The organism is Amycolatopsis pretoriensis (genome assembly GCF_900107925.1).
In the GTDB taxonomy this organism is placed as follows: domain Bacteria; phylum Actinomycetota; class Actinomycetes; order Mycobacteriales; family Pseudonocardiaceae; genus Amycolatopsis; species Amycolatopsis pretoriensis.
Genome location: NZ_FNUJ01000001.1, coordinates 1293975 through 1311309 on the forward strand (window position 1 = coordinate 1293975; position 17335 = coordinate 1311309).

Annotated in this window: 16 protein-coding genes; 7 read left to right on the forward strand and 9 right to left on the reverse strand. The window is 72.9% G+C overall.

The annotated features are described in order from the left end of the window. Positions 1-66: 66 nt before the first annotated feature. From BLV96_RS06035 to BLV96_RS06050, 4 genes are all read left to right on the forward strand, one after another. A complete protein-coding gene (locus BLV96_RS06035) occupies positions 67-2643 on the forward strand; it encodes an FtsX-like permease family protein (protein WP_244180060.1) in 2577 nt (858 codons plus the stop codon). Then, the gene (locus tag BLV96_RS06040; protein WP_086682434.1) at positions 2636-3328 is read left to right on the forward strand and encodes an ABC transporter ATP-binding protein; all 693 of its coding nucleotides are present in this window, start codon (positions 2636-2638) and stop codon (positions 3326-3328) included. The genes BLV96_RS06035 and BLV96_RS06040 overlap by 8 nt, the downstream gene beginning before the upstream one ends. Then, positions 3325-3993: an ABC transporter ATP-binding protein gene (locus tag BLV96_RS06045; protein ID WP_086682437.1), complete on the forward strand. Its 669-nt coding sequence runs from the start codon at positions 3325-3327 to the stop codon at positions 3991-3993. The genes BLV96_RS06040 and BLV96_RS06045 overlap by 4 nt, the downstream gene beginning before the upstream one ends. Positions 3994-4078: 85 nt before the next feature. Continuing rightward, on the forward strand, positions 4079-4414 hold the full coding sequence (locus BLV96_RS06050) for a VOC family protein (protein WP_086682441.1): 336 nt from the start codon (positions 4079-4081) through the stop codon (positions 4412-4414). Here the strand turns inward: BLV96_RS06050 and BLV96_RS06055 are convergent. Beyond that, the gene (locus BLV96_RS06055) at positions 4411-5250 is read right to left on the reverse strand and encodes an oxidoreductase (RefSeq protein ID WP_086682444.1); all 840 of its coding nucleotides are present in this window, start codon (positions 5248-5250) and stop codon (positions 4411-4413) included. The genes BLV96_RS06050 and BLV96_RS06055 overlap by 4 nt on opposite strands. Positions 5251-5349: 99 nt before the next feature. Between BLV96_RS06055 and BLV96_RS06060 the strand changes: the two genes are divergently transcribed. Together BLV96_RS06060 and BLV96_RS06065 are read left to right on the forward strand one after the other, a co-directional pair. Then, positions 5350-6252: a LysR family transcriptional regulator gene (locus tag BLV96_RS06060; protein WP_086682447.1), complete on the forward strand. Its 903-nt coding sequence runs from the start codon at positions 5350-5352 to the stop codon at positions 6250-6252. A gap of 223 nt (positions 6253-6475) precedes the next feature. Further along, the gene (locus BLV96_RS06065; protein ID WP_208608142.1) at positions 6476-7555 is read left to right on the forward strand and encodes a GDSL-type esterase/lipase family protein; all 1080 of its coding nucleotides are present in this window, start codon (positions 6476-6478) and stop codon (positions 7553-7555) included. Between the two features lie 92 nt (positions 7556-7647). Here the strand turns inward: BLV96_RS06065 and BLV96_RS06070 are convergent, their stop codons facing one another. The 4 genes from BLV96_RS06070 to BLV96_RS06085 are packed head-to-tail and all read right to left on the reverse strand — an operon-like array spanning position 7648 to position 9799. Beyond that, positions 7648-7947 (reverse strand): hypothetical protein, encoded by a 300-nt coding sequence (locus tag BLV96_RS06070; protein WP_086682453.1) that lies wholly within the window; start codon positions 7945-7947, stop codon positions 7648-7650. Beyond that, positions 7934-8158, reverse strand: a complete 225-nt coding sequence (locus BLV96_RS06075) for a hypothetical protein (RefSeq protein WP_086682456.1) — start codon at positions 8156-8158, stop codon at positions 7934-7936. The genes BLV96_RS06070 and BLV96_RS06075 overlap by 14 nt, the downstream gene beginning before the upstream one ends. Positions 8159-8204: 46 nt before the next feature. Continuing rightward, positions 8205-8660 carry an Lrp/AsnC family transcriptional regulator gene (locus BLV96_RS06080; protein ID WP_003092399.1) on the reverse strand — a complete coding sequence of 152 codons (456 nt, stop codon included), beginning with the start codon at positions 8658-8660 and terminating at the stop codon, positions 8205-8207. Further along, a complete protein-coding gene (locus BLV96_RS06085) occupies positions 8657-9799 on the reverse strand; it encodes a M24 family metallopeptidase (RefSeq protein WP_086682459.1) in 1143 nt (380 codons plus the stop codon). The genes BLV96_RS06080 and BLV96_RS06085 overlap by 4 nt, the downstream gene beginning before the upstream one ends. A 224-nt stretch (positions 9800-10023) precedes the next feature. Here BLV96_RS06085 and BLV96_RS06090 point away from each other — a divergent pair, with 224 nt between their 5' ends. Further along, the gene (locus tag BLV96_RS06090) at positions 10024-10971 is read left to right on the forward strand and encodes a 5'-3' exonuclease (protein WP_086682465.1); all 948 of its coding nucleotides are present in this window, start codon (positions 10024-10026) and stop codon (positions 10969-10971) included. Here the strand turns inward: BLV96_RS06090 and BLV96_RS06095 are convergent. The 4 genes from BLV96_RS06095 to BLV96_RS06110 all read right to left on the reverse strand — a co-directional run bounded on the left by BLV96_RS06095 (position 10968) and on the right by BLV96_RS06110 (position 17244). Further along, positions 10968-12185: a GNAT family N-acetyltransferase gene (locus BLV96_RS06095; protein WP_091388869.1), complete on the reverse strand. Its 1218-nt coding sequence runs from the start codon at positions 12183-12185 to the stop codon at positions 10968-10970. The genes BLV96_RS06090 and BLV96_RS06095 overlap by 4 nt on opposite strands. A 53-nt stretch (positions 12186-12238) precedes the next feature. Next, a complete protein-coding gene (locus tag BLV96_RS06100; RefSeq protein WP_086683429.1) occupies positions 12239-13441 on the reverse strand; it encodes a GNAT family N-acetyltransferase in 1203 nt (400 codons plus the stop codon). A gap of 73 nt (positions 13442-13514) precedes the next feature. Further along, the gene (locus tag BLV96_RS06105; protein ID WP_086683434.1) at positions 13515-14285 is read right to left on the reverse strand and encodes a DUF4333 domain-containing protein; all 771 of its coding nucleotides are present in this window, start codon (positions 14283-14285) and stop codon (positions 13515-13517) included. 160 nt (positions 14286-14445) lie between these two features. Next, complete coding sequence (locus tag BLV96_RS06110) at positions 14446-17244, reverse strand: DEAD/DEAH box helicase (protein WP_425266165.1); 2799 nt, start codon at positions 17242-17244, stop codon at positions 14446-14448. Positions 17245-17335: the final 91 nt, after the last annotated feature.

Here is a 17335-nt window from a genome sequence, read left to right on the forward strand (position 1 = left end):
GATCTGCCGGTAGCGTGCGCGTCCATGCGGGTGAAATGGGGGAAGATTGGACAGCACAGAGTGACCATGCCGTGGCGGGCCGCCCCGAAGGCCGCCCTCTCCAGCCCGCTCACCCTGATCGTGGCCGCGGTGACCGCACTGCTCGCCTGCTTCCTCGGCACCGCCGCGGTCCTGCAGGCCTCCGCCGCCGGCGGCGCGACCATCGCCTACCAGACCGGGATCACCTGCCCCGACAGCTACGGCCCGGTCTTTGGCAAGGGCAACATCCCCGTCCAGGACATCCCCGCCCTCACCAGCGCCGTCCAGCGCCACGCCCCCGCGCACGGCTTCGGCACCCCCGTCGTCGGCCAGTACACCAACGTGCTCCCCGGCACGCAGTTCAACGGCGACCCCCACTACAAGGTCCGCCTCGCCTACCGCGACCAGACCGGCCTCGACAACCTCACCCTGCAACAGGGCACCCGCGCCCCCGGGCTGTGGCTGGGCAACGTCGTCGCCGACGCCGAACACATCGGCGTCGGCACGAAACCCAGCATCCAGGGCACCGCACTGCCGCCGGTCACCGGCATCTACCGCGACCTGCTCGACCCGCCGCCGCGGTGGTGGTGCTCCCAGCAGTCCGGCGCTGTCGTCGACCGGCTCGCCAACGACCCCATCGACTCGATCGTCTTCGCCACCGACCAAAAGACCTTCGACACCGCCATCGCCGCGATCGGCCTGCCGAAGATGCAGTACTTCCACATCTCCTTCTACGAACCGCCCCCGGCCACCCTCAGCGCGGCCGAAGACCTCCTGCAGCGCTCCCACGACCTCGTCGCCGACGTCCGCGCCGACCTCACCGCCCAGGGCCTCGGCACCCTCGTCGCCGCCGACGTCCCGACCTTCGAACGCTCCGTGCAGATCGCCCGCCAGGCCGAAGACAACGTGTTCGTGTCCATCCTGCCGCTCGCCCTGATCAGCGTCCTGGTCGGCTGCGCCGGCATCGGCACCGTCGCCCTCCAGTGGTACCAGCGCCGGCACGCCCAGCTACGGCTGCTCTCCGCCCGCGGCAGCGGACCCGGCGCCCTCGGCGGCCTCGCCGTCGCCGAACTCGGCCTGCCGATCCTCGCCGGCGGCGCACTCGGCGGCCTCGCCGCCCGGCTGCTGCTCGGCGTCTACGGCCCACCCGGCACCCCCGACCCCCAAGCCGAACTGCGCGCCGGCCTCGTCGCCGCCGGGGTGCTCGCGGTGTCCCTCGCACTCCTGGCCCTCGTCGTCGCCGTGCGGACGCACCGCGAGTTCGAACTGGGCCGCGTCCGCCGCGCCGGCAACCGGATGCGCCTGCTGGGCTACTTCCCGTGGGAGCTCGCCACCGCGGGCATGGCCTGGCTCGGCTGGACCCGCCTCGCCCACTACAGCACCGGCTCACGACTCGGAAATCCATTACCCCAGGTCGACCCGCTCGCCCTCACCTACCCGGTGTTCGTCGTGCTGACCGTCGGGCTGCTGACCGCCCGCCTGGCCTGGCTGGCCCTGCACGCCTCCCACCGCGCCCGGTTCTGGTCCCGCCCGGCCCTGCAGCTGGCCATCCGCCGCCTCGCCGGCGCCCGCGCCCCGGTCACCGGCGTGCTCGTCATCGGCACCCTCGCCATCGGCACGCTCGCCACCGGCCTGGGCATCGCCAACGGCCAAGAGGACGCCCTCGACACCAAATCCGCGATCTTCGTCGGCAGCAACGCCCGCCTCGACACCGACAGCCCGATCGGCATGGGCACCGTCAAGATGCCCGCCCCGCTCGCCGGCACCAGCACCGTGGTCGGCGAACTCACCGGCACCGGCAGCGTCGTCCTCGTCGTCGACCCCGCCACGTTCACCCGCGGCGCCGCCACCGGCGACGTCCCCACCGACGACCTCGCCGGACTCCTGACCAAGATCGCGCAACCCGACCCGCGCGGCACCCCCGTGATCCGCATCGGCCACACCGCCAAGCAGACCGCCGAACTCCCCGGCGGCCTGCCCGACGCCGTCCCCGTCGCCGACCTGCCGGTCTTCCCCATGATCGGCACCTCCCCCGGCTACGTCGTCTCCCGCACCGCCCTCGACCACGGCCAGCTCGACCGCGTCCCCAAGTGGAGCGTCCTCACCACCGCCTCGATGGCCGACGCCACCGCCGCCCTGCGCGCCGCCGGCGTCTTCATCCCCAACCGGATCAGCCGCGAAACCGCCCTCGACGGCCTGCCGTTCTTCGTCGTGTCCTGGACCTTCTCCTTCGTCGCCCTGCTCGGCGCCGTCCTCGGGGTCGTGGCCATCCTCGCCCTGCTCGTCGCCGTCGAAGTCCGCCGCCGCCAGAACGCCCTCGCCGGGGCCCTCGTCCTGCGGATGGGCATGCGCCCACGCACCCTGCTCGCGAGCCACCTCATGGAACTCGGCGCGCTCAGCGGCCTCGCGATCGTCGTCGGCGTGGTCTGCGGGGTTTCCGTCGCTGGGCTCTCCGTCCCGCGCTTCGACCCCGCCACGTTCCTCGCCCCCCGCTCGGAACTGCCCGACCCGCTGCCCTTCGTCCTCACCGTGCTGCTCGTCGGCGTCCTCGTCGTGGGCCTCGCCGGCTGGATCGCGATGCGCTCGGTGCGCACCGCCCGGACCGCGGAGCTGATCCGTGCCTGACAAACCGATCTTCACCCTGCGCGGCATCGGCGTCGACTACCCGACCCCGGCCGGCGTCGTCACCGGCGTCGACGACGTCAGCTTCGACGTCCCCGCCCGCGGCATGACCGTCTTCGCCGGCCCCTCCGGCTCCGGCAAATCCACCCTGCTGCGCGTGCTCGGCCTCTTCGAACAACCCGCCCGCGGCACCCTCACCTTCCAAGGCGCCGACGTCCACCGCCTCCGGCACCGCGAACGCCGCGCCCTGCGCCGCCACCACCTCGGCCTCGTGTTCCAGAACCCCGCCGACAACCTGCTCGGCTACCTCAGCGTCGCCGACAACCTGCGCGCCGCCGCCGAGGCCGCCGGCACCGAATGCAGCCCGGCCGACATCCTCGGCCAGCTCGGCCTGCACGGCACCGGCGACTGGAAGATCTCCGCCCTCTCGGGCGGCCAGCAGCAACGGCTCGCCTTCGGCTGCGTGCTCGCCGCGCGCTCGACGGTCATCCTCGCCGACGAACCCACCTCGCAGCTGGACGAGGCCTCGGCCGACCTCGTGCTCGACACCCTCCAATACCTGGTGGACCAGGACTTCGCGGTCCTGGTCGCCTCCCACGACGACCGCCTCATCGACCTCGGCGCCCGCGTCGCCCGCCTGCACAAGGGCACGCTCGAACGCGTCGAAGAACGGGAGCCATTGCCGTGAGCCTCGTGGAAGCCGTCGGCCTGCGCCGCAGCTTCGCCCACCCCAGCGGCGACATCGAAGTCCTGCGCGGCCTCGAACTGCGCGTCGGCGCCGGCGAGCTCGTCACCGTCTCCGGCCGCTCCGGTTCCGGCAAGAGCGCCCTGCTGGCCCTGCTCTGCGGGTTCGACTCCCCCGACTCCGGCTGCGTCCTGCTCGACGGCGTTCCCATCAGCGGCGCCCCGCCCTGGCACACCTGCGCCGTCCTGCCCCAGGCCCTCGGCCTGGCCAACGAGCTCACCATCGCCGAAAACGTCGCCCTGCCGCTGCGGCTGCGCTCCGACGTCCCCCGCCCGTCCGCCGCGGTCATCCAGGACCGCGTCACCGAACTGCTCGACGAACTGGGCATCGGCGACCTCGGCGACCGTTACCCCCTCGAAGTGTCGTTCGGCCAGCAGCAGCGGGTGGCCCTGGCCCGCGCGGTCGCCGGCCGCCCCCGCGTCCTGCTCACCGACGAACCCACCGCCCACCTCGACGCGGGCAGCACGCCAAGGGTGCTGCGGCTGCTGCGCCGCTGCGCCGAAGAAGGAGCCGCGGTCATCGTCGCCACCCACGACGACGAGGTCCACCGCATCGCCGACCGCCGCGTCCGCCTCCTCGACGGCGTCCTCACCGCCCTGCTGGACTAACCGATCAGGAATCGAGAAGCGCTGGTCAACGGGCCGCGAATAGCGTGGATCCCGTACCGCACCAACGACTTCAGGAGCACCGACGATGAGCACCCAGGGGATCAAGACCGTTCTGCACCCCGTCACCGACCTGGCCGCCGCCAAGGCCGTCTACACCGTGCTGCTCGGCATCGAGCCGCAGGCCGACTCGCCCTACTACGTCGGGTACGACGCCGGGGGCCAGCACATCGGCCTGGTCCCGAACAGCGGCACGACCGCCCCGGTCGCCTACTGGGAGGTCGCCGACATCCACGGCAAGCTCGCCGAGGTCACCGCGGCCGGCGCGAAGGTGAACGAAGAGCCGAAGAACGTCGGCAACGGCCGCCTCGTGGCCACCTTCACCGACGCCGACGGCAACGTCCTCGGCCTCCTGCAGGACTAACCCAGAGCGGTGGCCCGGCTGACCTCTTCCCAGGCGGCCAGGTCCGCCGCGAGCGCCCGGTGCTGGCCGCGGATCGCCTCCACGGCGTCCGCGCCCAGCGCCAGGTGCAGCGGCGCGTCCGCATCGCCGACCGCGCGGACGATCGCCGCGGCCGCCTTCGCCGGGTCACCGGGCTGCGTGCCGTCCATCGAATCGACCGCGTCCCGCGTACCCGACGTCGACACCGCATAGGCGTCGATCGACCGCGAACGGTGCATCCGCCCACCCCCGAACTCCGTCCGGAACGCCCCCGGCTCCACGATCAGCACCCGCACCCCGAACGGCGCCACCTCCACCGCCAGCGCCTCCGAAATGCCCTCCAGCGCGTACTTCGTCGCGCAATAAGCGCCATACCCCGGCGGGGCCAGCTGACCACCCATCGAACTGATCTGCACGACCGTCCCGCTGCCCTGCGCCCGCAGGTGCGGCAGCACCGCCTTCGTCACCGCGACCGCGCCGAAGAACATCACCTCCATCAACGCCCGCAGCTCCTCCATCGTCAGCTCCTCGACCGCACCGACCGAACCGTTGCCCGCGTTGTTCACCACGACGTCGATCCGGCCGAACTCCTCGAGCGCCGTCTTCACCGCCGCGTCGACCTGCCCGGCATCGGTCACGTCCAGCGCCGCGGTCCGGACCCGGTCCCCACCCCGCTCCCGCACCCCGTCCAGCGTCTCCGGCCGGCGCGCCGTCGCCAGCACCCGGTCACCCGCCGCCAGCGCGGCCAGCGCGATCTCCCGGCCGAACCCGGCCGAGCACCCGGTGATCAGCCACACGCGACCGTCGGTGTTCGTCATCTTCGCGTTCCTCCCAGTGGATTCCGTCCCCACCATCCTGGGGACGATCACCACCGCACCGCCAACACCGATCCCCTGCCGCGGCTACAGTCAGAGCCTGTGACCCCCGAGCTCCGGCAGCTGCGCTACTTCGTCGCCGTCGCCGACGAAACCAGCTTCACCCGCGCCGCGGCCGGCCTCCACATCGCCCAGCAATCCCTCTCCCAGCAGATCACCGTCCTCGAACGCGCCCTCGGCACCCGCCTCTTCGACCGCGACCCCCGCGGCACCCGCCTCACCGCCGTCGGCGAGCTCTTCCTCCCCGAGGCCCGCGCCGTCCTCGCCCGCGCCGACGAAGCCGTCGCCACCCTCGGCCGCGCCCTGCGCGGCGAAATCGGCACCGCTCGGCTCGCGTTCCTCACCACCACCGCCAACTACCTGCTGCCCCCGATCCTGCGCGCGGTCCGCGAGCGCTACCCCGGCCTCACCGTCACGACCGCCGAAGCCCCGATCGCCGAACTCGTCGACGGCCTGCGCGAAGGCCGGTTCGACCTCGCCTTCACCCGCCCACCCCTCGTCGACGACCTCGCCACCCGCACCCTGCTCACCGAAGAGGTCTGCGCCGTCCTCCCCGCCGACCACCCGCTCGCTGACCGCACCTCGCTGAAACTGGCCGACCTCGCCGACGAACCCTGGGTCCTCACCCCACGCGGCAGCTGGGAACCCTGGCACCGCGGCTACGACACCGACTTCGCCGCCGCCGGCTACACCCCCCGTGTCGTCCAGCGCGCCACCACCGTGCAGGGCCTGCTCGGCCTCGTCGCCGCCGGCGTCGGCGTCACCCGGCTCACCCGCTCCTCGCACAGCCTGCGCCGCACCGGAGTCGCGTTCGTCCCCCTCACCGGCGACCTCGCCCGCACCGAACTCGCCTGGCTACCCGGCCACGACAACCCCGCGATCCCGGTGATCACCGAACTCGCCGTCGAACTGGCCGCCACCACCGACTTGACCGAAGCCGGCTGAACCGTCCCGCTGACACCCGAAGTTGTTCGACAAGCCCATTTCGTACTCCCCGGCGCCGCAGCCACGACTCACCGCGACGGCGTCCAGGTCGGCTACCCCTCACCGATGATCTTCGGCGGCCGCGAACTCCCGGTCGAGCTCGTCCCCCACCGAACCGCCGCCCGCACGGCGTGATCGGCAACGCACCCCCGGCCTCGCCACCCCATCCGTAGAATCGACGACGATGCGACGTCTCAAGTGGTACTGGGGGGCCCTGGTCCTCGCCTGCGTGGCCCTGCTGGCCGGCTTCTTCGTCTTCTTCGGCTCCGAAAGCCAACCCGGCCGCCCCCAGCCCCGCCAAGGCCCACCCGGCACCGGCCCCCTCACCGTCGTCGCGATGGGCGACAGCACCGTCTCCGGCGAAGGCGCCGGCCAATACACCCCCGCCACCAACGGCCAGGGCGGCAACTGGTGCCACCGCTCACCCAACGCCTTCGTCGACAAGATCGCCGTCCCCGGCATCACCGCCCACGTCAACCTCGGCTGCTCCGGCGCCCCCGCCGAACAGGTCGCCCTCGGCGACGTCAAGCAGTGGACCGAACCGTCGCAGGCCCGGCAACTGGCCGCACTCGTCAAGGACCACCGCGTCGCCGCCGTCGTCATCGCGGTCGGCGCCAACGACGAACCCAAGTTTTCCAACCAGGTCACCGAATGCTTCAAAGCGTGGTTCAACCCCGGCGGCCCGGCGTGCAGCACCGCGCTCAAGCAGAGCTGGCAGTCCAAAGTGGACGCCATGGTCCCGAAGGTCGCCACCGCCGTCTCCGACGTCAAGAAGGTGCTGGCCGCCGCCGGGTACGTGCCCGCCGACTACCAGCTGATCCTGCAGTCCTACGCCGCCCCGATCGGCCCCGACCTCCCCGAAGACCTGCGCAGCCTCAACGGCTGCCCGTTCCGGGTCGAAGACCTGCGCTGGATCTCCCAGACCGGCATCGGCGTCCTGTCGGCGGGCCTCAAGGCGGCCGCCCAGCAGACCGGCGCCCGGTTCCTCGACCTGGCCAAGGCCGGCGTCAAGCACGAGGCGTGCAGCGGCGGCGCGAACCCGGCCACGGAGTGGTTCACGCGCTTGACGCTCCAGCTGGCGGACCTCGGCCAAGCGGAACGAGCGGGGCACGCGCTGCAGGAGTCGTTCCACCCCAACGCGGCCGGCCACACGGCGATCGCGAACTGCGTCACCGAGTTCATCGCCGCGCGCGAAGGCAACGCCTCCTGCCTGGCGGGCGCCGACGGCAAGCTCCACCCGGCCCCGGAGGTCGTGGCCCGCTGAGGCCCTGTCTCGTCGAGGCTTTTTTGGACGTGCGGTGCTACCTACCAGTGCAGTTTTTCCAAAATTGCCGGTCGGTATAGGGCGTTATACACCTAAAGATCGAGGGCGGCTCGCAACGCGATGTCGATGCGTTCCTGGACGTCCTGGTCGATCTCGGCCAGGCGCTCGTCGAACCACGGCCGGTAGAGCCGGGTGAGGTTGAGCGTCGACACCCAGTACCGGGCGTCGATCGCCACGCCGAGGATGTCCATCGGGTCGCGTTCGAGGAGTTCCGTGCCGAGCAGCCAGGGGCGCTCGGACTCGTTCACCCCGTCCGAGGACAGCAGCACGACGGTGCGCTGCCGGGCCGGTTCGGTCGGGGGGTGGTACGTCCAGACTTCACCCCTGCGCACGCAGATCCTTCTCGGCCGCGGTCAGCTCGGCCTCGTCCGATTCCGCGACGGCCGGTTCCGGCTTCTGCGGGGTGTAACCCGTGCGAACCGCCTCGCGCCTGGCCGCCTTCGACAGCCAGGACGAGACCGAGATTCCGTGGGCTTTCGCGGCTCGTTCGGCGAATTCCAGCGCGCCGCTGTCCAGCGAAAGGGTGACCTTACGTGTTGCCATACCTTTTACCGTACCAGCGCCCCGGCGGCCGGGCGGAGCGCCGGCGTCAGAACGTCGGCGAACGTCCCTCGAACGGCGTAGAGAGCACCACCGTCGTCCGCGTCGACACCTTCGCGGCCTCGCGGATCCGGCGCAGCAGGTCCTCCAGCGCGAGCGGCGACTGGACGCGCACCAGCAGGATGTAGGACTCGTCGCCGGCCACCGAGTAGCAGGACTCGATCTCCTTGATGTGCTGGATCCGCTGCGGGTAGTCGTCCGGCGCGGCCGGGTCGTTGGGCGTCAGCGAGATCAGCGCCGTCAGCGGCAGGCCGATCTGCTCGCCGTCGAGCCGCGCGGTGTAGCCGAGGATGACCCCGCGCTGCTCGAGGCGGCGCACCCGCTGGTGCACCGCCGACACCGACAGCCCGACGCGCTCGGCGAGGTCGGTGAAGCTGCGCCGCCCGTCGGCCGCGAGCTCCTGGACGATCGACTGGTCCAGCGGCTCCAGGCCGCCGGGCGTCATGCGTCCAGCACGACGAGCTCGTGCGGCTGGTTGTTGACGGACTCGACGCCGTCTTCGGTGACGATGACGATGTCCTCGATCCGGGCGCCCCACCGGCCCGGCTGGTAGATGCCCGGCTCGACGCTGAAGGCCATGCCCGGCTCCAGCGGCAGCGCGTTGCCGGCGATGATGTACGGCTCCTCGTGCACGTCCAGGCCGATGCCGTGGCCGGTGCGGTGGATGAAGTACTCGCCGAACCCGGCCTCGGCGATGACGTCGCGCGCGGCCGCGTCGACGGCCTCGGCCGTGACGCCCGGCTTGACCGCGGCCACCGCGGCGGCCTGGGCGCGCTGCAGCACCGCGTAGGTCTCGTCAACGTCGGCGTCACGCGGGGTGCCGACGGCGTAGGTGCGGGTGGAGTCGGAGTTGTAGCCGGCCGGCAGCGGGCCGCCGATGTCGACGACCACGACGTCACCCCGCTCGATGACGCGGCCGGAGACGTCGTGGTGCGGGCTGGCGCCGTTCGGGCCGGACCCGACGATCACGAAGTCGGCCCGGTCGTGGCCCTCCTCGACGATGGCCGCGGCGATGTCGGCGCCGACCTCGGCCTCGGTGCGGCCGGGCCGCAGCCACTCGTGGACGCGGGCGTGCACGCGGTCGATCGCCGCGCCGGCGTCCCGCAGCGACGCGATCTCGGCGGCGTCCTTGCGCATCCGCAGCTCGCGCACGACCGGGCCGGCCAGGGTCTGCTCGGCGGTCCCGAGCGCCGAGCGCAGGGCGAGGACGTGCAAAGCCGGGGTGAAGTCGCTGACGGCGACCCGCCCGGGCTTGCCGAGCCGGTCCGCGACGAGCTTGTAGGGGTCGTCGCCGTCGACCCAGGTGAGCAGTTCGACGCCGAGCTCGTCGGTGGGGACGTCGGCGTAGCCGAGCGCCTCCAGCTTCGGCACGACGAGCGCGGGCGCGCCGTCGGCCGGGACGACGAGGGTGGTGAGCCGCTCGAACGACCCGCCGGCCTGGCCGATGAGGTACCGCAGATCGGACCCGGGCGCGATCAGCAGGGCATCGGTGTCCGCGGCGGCCGCGGCGGCGCGGGCGCGGTCGAGACGAGCCCGGAGGGCGGCGGCGTCGGGGGCGGGCGTGTGGAGGGAACGGCGCGACATGAGGGCGAGCCTAGTGGGGCGCCCGCGGCGGCCGGGCGGCGTGGGGCCACGACATGCCGGGCCGGGTGACGCACCTCCCCTCACCGGCGTTCAGCCGTGAATGGCACATTGCCGGACGTGAAGTCCCTCGATGTGCCATTCACGGACTTCCGGTCACCGCTCCCCTCCCCCGCCACCGAGCGTCGCGCACCCTGTCGCCCCGCTCGGCGTGGCAGGCTGTGCGGGTGACCGGACCACTTGCCCTGCTCGACTCCGCGAGCCTCTACTTCCGCTCCTTCTTCGCCCTGCCCGACTCGATGCGCGCCGCCGACGGGACGCAGGTCAACGCCGTGCGCGGGTTCGCCGACACCATCGCGCGGATCCTCACCGACCGGCGCCCCTCGCGGCTCGTCTGCTGCCTCGACGCCGACTGGCGGCCGCAGTTCCGCACCGACCTGCTGCCCAGCTACAAGGCGCACCGGGTGGCCGAGGAGACCGGCGGCGGCAGCCCCGACGTCGAAGAGGTCCCCGACACGCTCACCCCGCAGGTCCCGATCATCCTCGACCTCCTCGAGGCCTTCGGGTTCGCCACCGCCGAGGCCGCCGGCTACGAAGCCGACGACGTCATCGGCGCGCTGGCCACCAAGGAGAAGAAAGACGCGGTCGAGGTGATCACCGGCGACCGCGACCTCTTCCAGCTCGTCCGCACCGAGCCGACACCCGCGTCGGTCATCTACGTCGGCAAGGGCTGGGCGAAGGCCGAGGTGCTCGGGCCGGCCGAGATCGCCGAGCGCTACAGCCTCCCGCGCGAGACCGCCGGGCCCGCCTACGCGGACATGTCCGTGATGCGCGGCGACCCCTCCGACGGGCTGCCCGGCGTCGCCGGCATCGGCGAGAAGACCGCCGCGAAGCTCATCACGCAGTTCGGCTCGCTCGACGCGCTCCTGAAGGCCTCGGCCGCCAGTGACAGCCGCGTCCCCCTCAAGACGCGGCTGCGGCTGTCCGACGCCGCCGACTACCTGGCCGTCGCGCCGACCGTGGTCCGGGTCGCCGTCGACGCGCCGGTCGAGCAGTCCCGCCCCGACACCGTGCCCGCCTCCCCCGCCGACCCGGACCGCGTCGCCGAGCTGGCCGAGCGGTGGAACCTCGGCAACTCGGTCGAACGCCTCCTCAAGGCCCTGCCCGGCGCCTAGAAGTACGTGCCGCACCACGGTGCGGCGATCGTGGTGAACAGCTCGTCGGCCCGCGCGACCGCGGAAGGGTGCACGACCTCGACGCGGCCCGCGTGCGCCAGCGCCGTCGCGGTCCACTGCCCGAGGTAGAGCATGCCGAGGGTGTCGACGTCGAGGACCAGGTCCGCGGCGGCGTCCGTGCGGTGGGCGCCGTCCGGGCCGACCTCGTAGCAGCCGGTGTTGGCCGGCAGCATCCGGTCGCGGACCGCGAGCACCACCGGGTCCGCCGCGCGGTAGGTGCGGGCCGCGAGCGCGGCGGTGACGTCGACCGGCCGCAGCCACAGGTCATCCTCGACGTCGGCCGTGCGGACGTGCCGGTGGTCGGCCAGCATCGGGGCCAGCGGCTCGTCGACCGGGCGGTAGCGGGCGCGGATCCCGGAGACGAGGTCGATCGACAGCAGGAACCGCCAGAGCGCGGCGTGCGCCGCCGGGTCCACCGCGTTCAGCTCCCGGACCTTCAGCACGGCCCCCTCGTCCGGCGAATCCAGCGTGCGGCGGTCCAGCGTGTCGTACACGACGTACCCGTCGTCGCCGTCCGGTCCACTGTGGACGGCCACGACGTGGCTGCCGTGCGGGCCGGCGAGGCGGTCGTGCGCGACCGGCCACCAGTGCGCCGGACGCCCGATCATCCCGGCCCGGTGCAGCCCGATCCGTTCGTACAGCGCGGGAATCTCCCGGACGGCCTCGTCCGGCGTCAGCATCCGGACGTCCCCGCGCACCGCCACGCGCTCGTGGAGCCGGGCCGCCGGCCGCGGCAGCCACACGGTCTTGGCGAGCGCGGCCGACCCGTAGCCGAACCGGCCGTAGATGGTCGGCTCGCTCGCGTGCAGGGCGGCCAGGGGGATCCCGCGCGCGGCGAAGTCCGCCAGCTGCGCGGCCATCATCGCGGTGAGCACCCCGCGCCGGGTGCGGTCGGCCCGGACGCCGACGCCGTCGACCGCCCCGAGCGCCAGGACCTCGCCGCCCGGCACCGCGATCCGGGTCTCCAGCGAACTGGCGATCCCGATCGGGGCCGCCCCGTCGAACGCCCCGAACTTGTGCGCCGCGGGCCAGGATCCCCCGTACCGGGACCAGAACTCGTCGCTGACGCGGTTGGTGTGCAGGGAGCGGCCCAGCAGGTCGAACGTGGCGCGGCGCTCGTCCTCGGCCACGGGGCGGACGTCGAAGTCGGTCATGCCGCCGATCCTGCCGCCCGGCCCCGCCCGCGGCATCTCCATTTCCGGGAGCGTCAGAAGTGCGTGCCGCTCCAGGCCGCCACCCGCGTCCCGAACAGCACGTCGGCGGCCGCCGGGGCGGCCGGGTCCCGGACCTCGATCCGGCCCGCCTCCGCCAGCGCCGACACCCGCCACGTCCCGAGGTACACCATCGCGAGCGCGGTGACGTCGAGGCGCAGCGCGGCGGGCTCATCGGTGCGTTCGGCACCGTCCGGGGTGATCCGGTAGGCCCCGTTGTTGGCGGGCAGCAGCGGGTCGGTCACCTCGACGACGACCGGCTCGGCGCCCCCGTACTGCCGCGCGGCCAGCGCCGCCGGGACGTCGACCAGGCGGACCCAGTGCTCGTCGCCGATCCGGTCGACCGTGCTCCGGCGGTGGTCGGCGAGGATCAGCTCGATCGGCTCGTCCAGCGGCCGTGCCTCGGCGACGACCGTGTCGACGAGGTCGACGCCCAGCAGGAACCGCCACAGCCCGGCGAACGCGGCCGGCGTGCCCGGGAACAGGTCCACCAGGCGCAGGCTCTTCGTCCACGGGTGCGCCTGCAGACCGTCGACGAAGTAGGTGGCGAAGCCGTCGGGCCCGTCCGGCCCGTGGTGCACGACCGCCTTGACCGGCTGCGGGTTGCGGCGCGCCTGCCCCTCGTACAGCCGCCACAGCACCTCCGGCCGGGACATCGCCCCGGGACGCCGCGCCAGGCTCTCGTACACCCCCGGCAGCACCTCCAGCGCGTCGTCCAGCTCCAGCAGCTGGACCTCGCCGGTCGCCGGCGCACCGGGGTGCAGCCGCGCGCGGTGCCGGTCGACGGTGTAGCTGCGGTACCGGGTGGCAAGGCCGTAGCCGAACCGGCCGTAGATCGGCGCCTCGGACGCGAGCAGGCTCGCGAACACGACCCCACGCCCGGCGAAGTCCTCCAGCTGCGCGGCCATCAGCGCCCGGAGCACTCCGCGGCGGGTCCGGTCCGCCCGCACCGCGACCCCGGTGACCCCCGCCATCGGCCGCCGCGCGCCCCCGGGCACCGTCAGCTCGGCGTCGAACGAGCGGGCCGTGCCGATCAGGTCCGGGTCGAACGCGCCGATCGTCCCGCCGGGCTGGAACGCGCGGGACGCGCGCTCCCAGTCCGCGTCGTCGCTCGGCGGCACGTGCAGGCTTCCGCGGAAGAGGTTGCTCGCCGCGCGGTGCTCGCCGGGGTCCAGCGTCCGGATCTCGAAGTCGCTCATACCCCGGATCATCTCCGGAAACGACGCGATCCGGCCACCGCAATTCCGCGGCGACCGGATCGGCGTGGCGAAGCTACTTCGTGGCGGGCGGGGACACCTCGTAGTTCCCGCCGTCACCCTTGACCGTGATCGGGATCTGCGTCGGCTTGCCCGCGATGGTCGCGGTGCACTCGAACTTCGCGCCGTCCTCGACCTTCTGCTCGGCCGGGCAGGTCACGCCGGTGACCCCGTCGATCTTGTACGTCTCGGTGAGCAGCTTCTGCACGTCGGTCTGCATCTGCGTGTTGTTGAAGACCTGCGTCTTGAAGAAGCCGGGCGCCACGAAGCCGAGGACGCCGACCACCGCGACGACCACGACCAGCACGATGACGCCGATCAGCAGGCCCTTCTTCGACTTCGCCGGCTGCTCGCCCTCCGGCGCGCCCTGGCCGGGGAACTGCTGCTGCTGGCCGTAGTCGTACTGGCCCTGCGGCTGCTGCCCGTACCCCGGCTGCTGCTGGGGACCGCTCTGCGGGTACGCCCCGCCGGGCTGCTGGCCGTAGCCCGGCTGCTGCTGCGGGCCGCTCTGCGGATAACCCCCGCCCGGCTGCTGGCCGTAGGGCGGCGGCTGCTGGCCCCACTGCGGCTGCTGCGGCGGCGTGTACCCCCCGGGCTGCTGGCCCCACTGCTGCGGTTGCTGGGGCTGCTGCGGCTGGCCCCACTGCTGCTGGTTCGGGTCGTACGAAGGCGGCTGCTGCTGCCCCCACTGTGGCTGCTCCTGCGGGCCGCTCGGCGGGTACGCGCCGCCCGGCTGCTGCCCGTACTGGGGCTGCTGTGGGTCGTTGCCGCCATACGGCGTGCTCATCGTCTGCCTCCGCCTGCTTCGCTCATCTCACTGTCCACCCCGAAACCGCCGTAAAGCCGCGTACGCACGGTGTTGCTGGCGATCCAACCACAGGTCGGAGCCGAGCACACGTGCCCACGCTCGATGCGCCGCCCCGCTTGGAGCAGGCCTAACACGGAGTTCACGCGGCACCCGCGGCCACGACACCCCGCCGCAGCGCCTTCACCGCGCCGGCCGCCGCCGCGCCCACCGGGTCGGCCTTGCCGAGCACGTCCCGGATCTGGTCGAGCAGGTCGATCACCTGACGCGACCAGCGCACGAAGTCGCCCGCCGACAGCTCCTGCCCGTTGGCCTCGGCCGCCGTCAGCACCTTCTCCAGCGACTCGCCGCGCGCCCAGCGGTAGACCGGCCAGGCGAACCCGGCGTCGGGCTCGCGGGTGCGGTCGAGCCGGTGGCGCCGCTCGTCCTCGGTGAGGTCCACCCACAGCTTCACCGTCTCCTGCCACGCCTCCGGCACCGCGCCACCCGGCAGCCGCGGCTCCCCGGCGGTGTCGCGCCGGGCTTCGAACACCAGCGTCGACACGACCGCGGCCAGCTCGGCCGGCCCGAGGCCCTGCCACACCCCGTGGCGGATGCACTCCGCGGCCAGCAGATCGGACTCGCTGTAGAGCCGGGTCAGCCGGCGCCCGTGCTCGGTGACGCGGTCCTCGCCGTCACCGGCCGACTCGGGCCCCAGGTACTCCCGCTCCCCCAGCAACGCCAGGATCCGGTCGAACGACCGCGCCAGCGAGTGCGTCGTCGCGGCGACCTTCCGTTCCAGCTGCTGGGTCTCCGCCGACAGGCGCTGGTACCGCTCGACCCACCGCAGGTTCGCCTCGCGCTCGGCCAGCCCGTGGCACGGGTGCGCCCGCAGCGCCCGCCGCAACGCCGCCAGCTCCCCGTCCTCGTTCGCCCCCGACCGCCGCTTCTGCCGGCCCGGCAACGAAATCCCGGCGTTGCGCAGCGTCGAGGCGATGTCCCGGCGCGTCTTCGGCGACCGCAGCTCGATGTGCTTGGGCAGCTTGATCCGCCCCAGCGCCTCCACCGGCGCCGGGAAGTCGGCCACCGACAACGGCCCCGACCACCGGTCCTCGGTCACCACCACCGGCCGCGGCTCGCGGATCGGGTCCAGCCCCGGGTCGACGACCACCGCCAGCCCCGCCCGCCGGCCCGCGGGCACGGCGATGACGTCCCCCTTGCGCAGCTTCTCCAGCGACTCCGCCGTCCCCGCCCGGCGCACCGCGGTGTTCTGCCGCGACAACGCCTTCTCCCGCGTCGAGATCTTCGCGCGCAGCTCCACGTACTCGAGCATCTCGTCGAAGTCGCCGCTCACCGCGTTCGTGTAGCCCTTCAGGGCTTCCTTGTTCCGCTCGATCCGCCGGGCCGTGCCGACCACCGACCGGTCCGCCTGGAACTGCGCGAACGACTGTTCCAGCAGCTCACGGGCCTCCGCCGCACCGACCTGGGCGACCAGGTTCACGGCCATGTTGTAACCGGGCCGGAACGACGACCGCAGCGGGTAGGTCCGCGTCGAGGCCAGCCCGGCCACCTGCTTCGGGTCCACGCCCGGCTGCCACGCCACGACGGCGTGCCCCTCGACGTCGATCCCCCGCCGCCCGGCCCGGCCGGTCAGCTGGGTGTACTCCCCCGGCGTCAGGTCGACGTGCGCCTCGCCGTTGTACTTGACCAGCCGCTCCAGCACGACCGTGCGGGCCGGCATGTTGATCCCGAGCGCGAGCGTCTCGGTCGCGAACACGACCTTCACCAGGCCCCGGACGAACAGCTCCTCGACGGTCTCCTTGAACGCCGGCAGCAGCCCGGCGTGGTGCCCGGCGATCCCGCGCTCCAGGGCTTCGCGCCACTCCCAGTAACCGAGCACGCCGAGGTCGCCCTCGGGCAGGTCCGCCGTGCGCTCGTCGATCACCCGGCGGATCTCCTCGACCTCGCCCGGCCCGTTGAGCCGCAGCCCCGATCGCACGCACTGACCCACCGCGGCGTCGCACCCGGCCCGGGAAAAGATGAACACGATCGCCGGCAGCAACCCGGCCCGGTCCAGCTGCTCGACGACGTCCACGCGCGACGGCGGCCGGAACCGCGGCATCCGCGACTGCGGGCCCCGGCGCCCGCGCGGCCCGCCCCGGAACCCGGCGGGCGCGTACTGGCGGCCGATCTCCTCGGTGCGGCGCAGCAGGGTCGGGTTGATCCGCAGCTCGGCGCCGGGCAGGTGGATGTCCTCGCCGGCGAACAGGTCGAGCAGCCGGTTCCCGACCAGCATGTGCTGCCACAGCGGCACCGGCCGGTGCTCGTCGACGACGACCGTCGTGTCGCCCCGGACCTCGACCAGCCACTCGCCGAACTCCTCGGCGTTGCTGACCGTGGCCGACAGCCCGACCACGCGGACGTGCTCGGGCAGGTGCAGGATCACCTCTTCCCAGACCGCCCCGCGGAACCGGTCGGCGAGGTAGTGGACCTCGTCCATGACGACGTAGCCGAGGTCGGTGATGGTCGAGGAGCCCGCGTAGAGCATGTTCCGCAGCACCTCGGTGGTCATCACGACCACCTGGGCGTTGCCGTTGATCGAGGTGTCCCCGGTGAGCAGGCCGACGGCGTCGGCGCCGTAGCGAGCGACGAGATCGGCGTACTTCTGGTTCGACAACGCCTTGATCGGCGTGGTGTAGAAGCACTTGCGTCCCTCGGCGAGCGCCAGGTGCACGGCGAACTCGCCGACGACGGTCTTCCCCGCCCCGGTCGGCGCGCAGACGAGCACGCCGTGACCGCCCTCGAGGGCCTCGCACCCGCGGATCTGGAACTCGTCGAACTCGAAGGACGCCTCCGCGGCGAAACGCGTCAGCTGGGGGTACTTCCCCCGGCGCGAGGAGGCCGCATAGGCCTCGGCCGGGGAGGGAGAAGGGCTACTGGCCACCTCGTCAGGGTTCCACATCCCCCCGACAGTCCGCACGCCGCGTGACCGTCGGGGCTCTTCGCTTCTTTTTCGGTCGATCACCGCCACGCGGTGATCGACCGAACGGCCG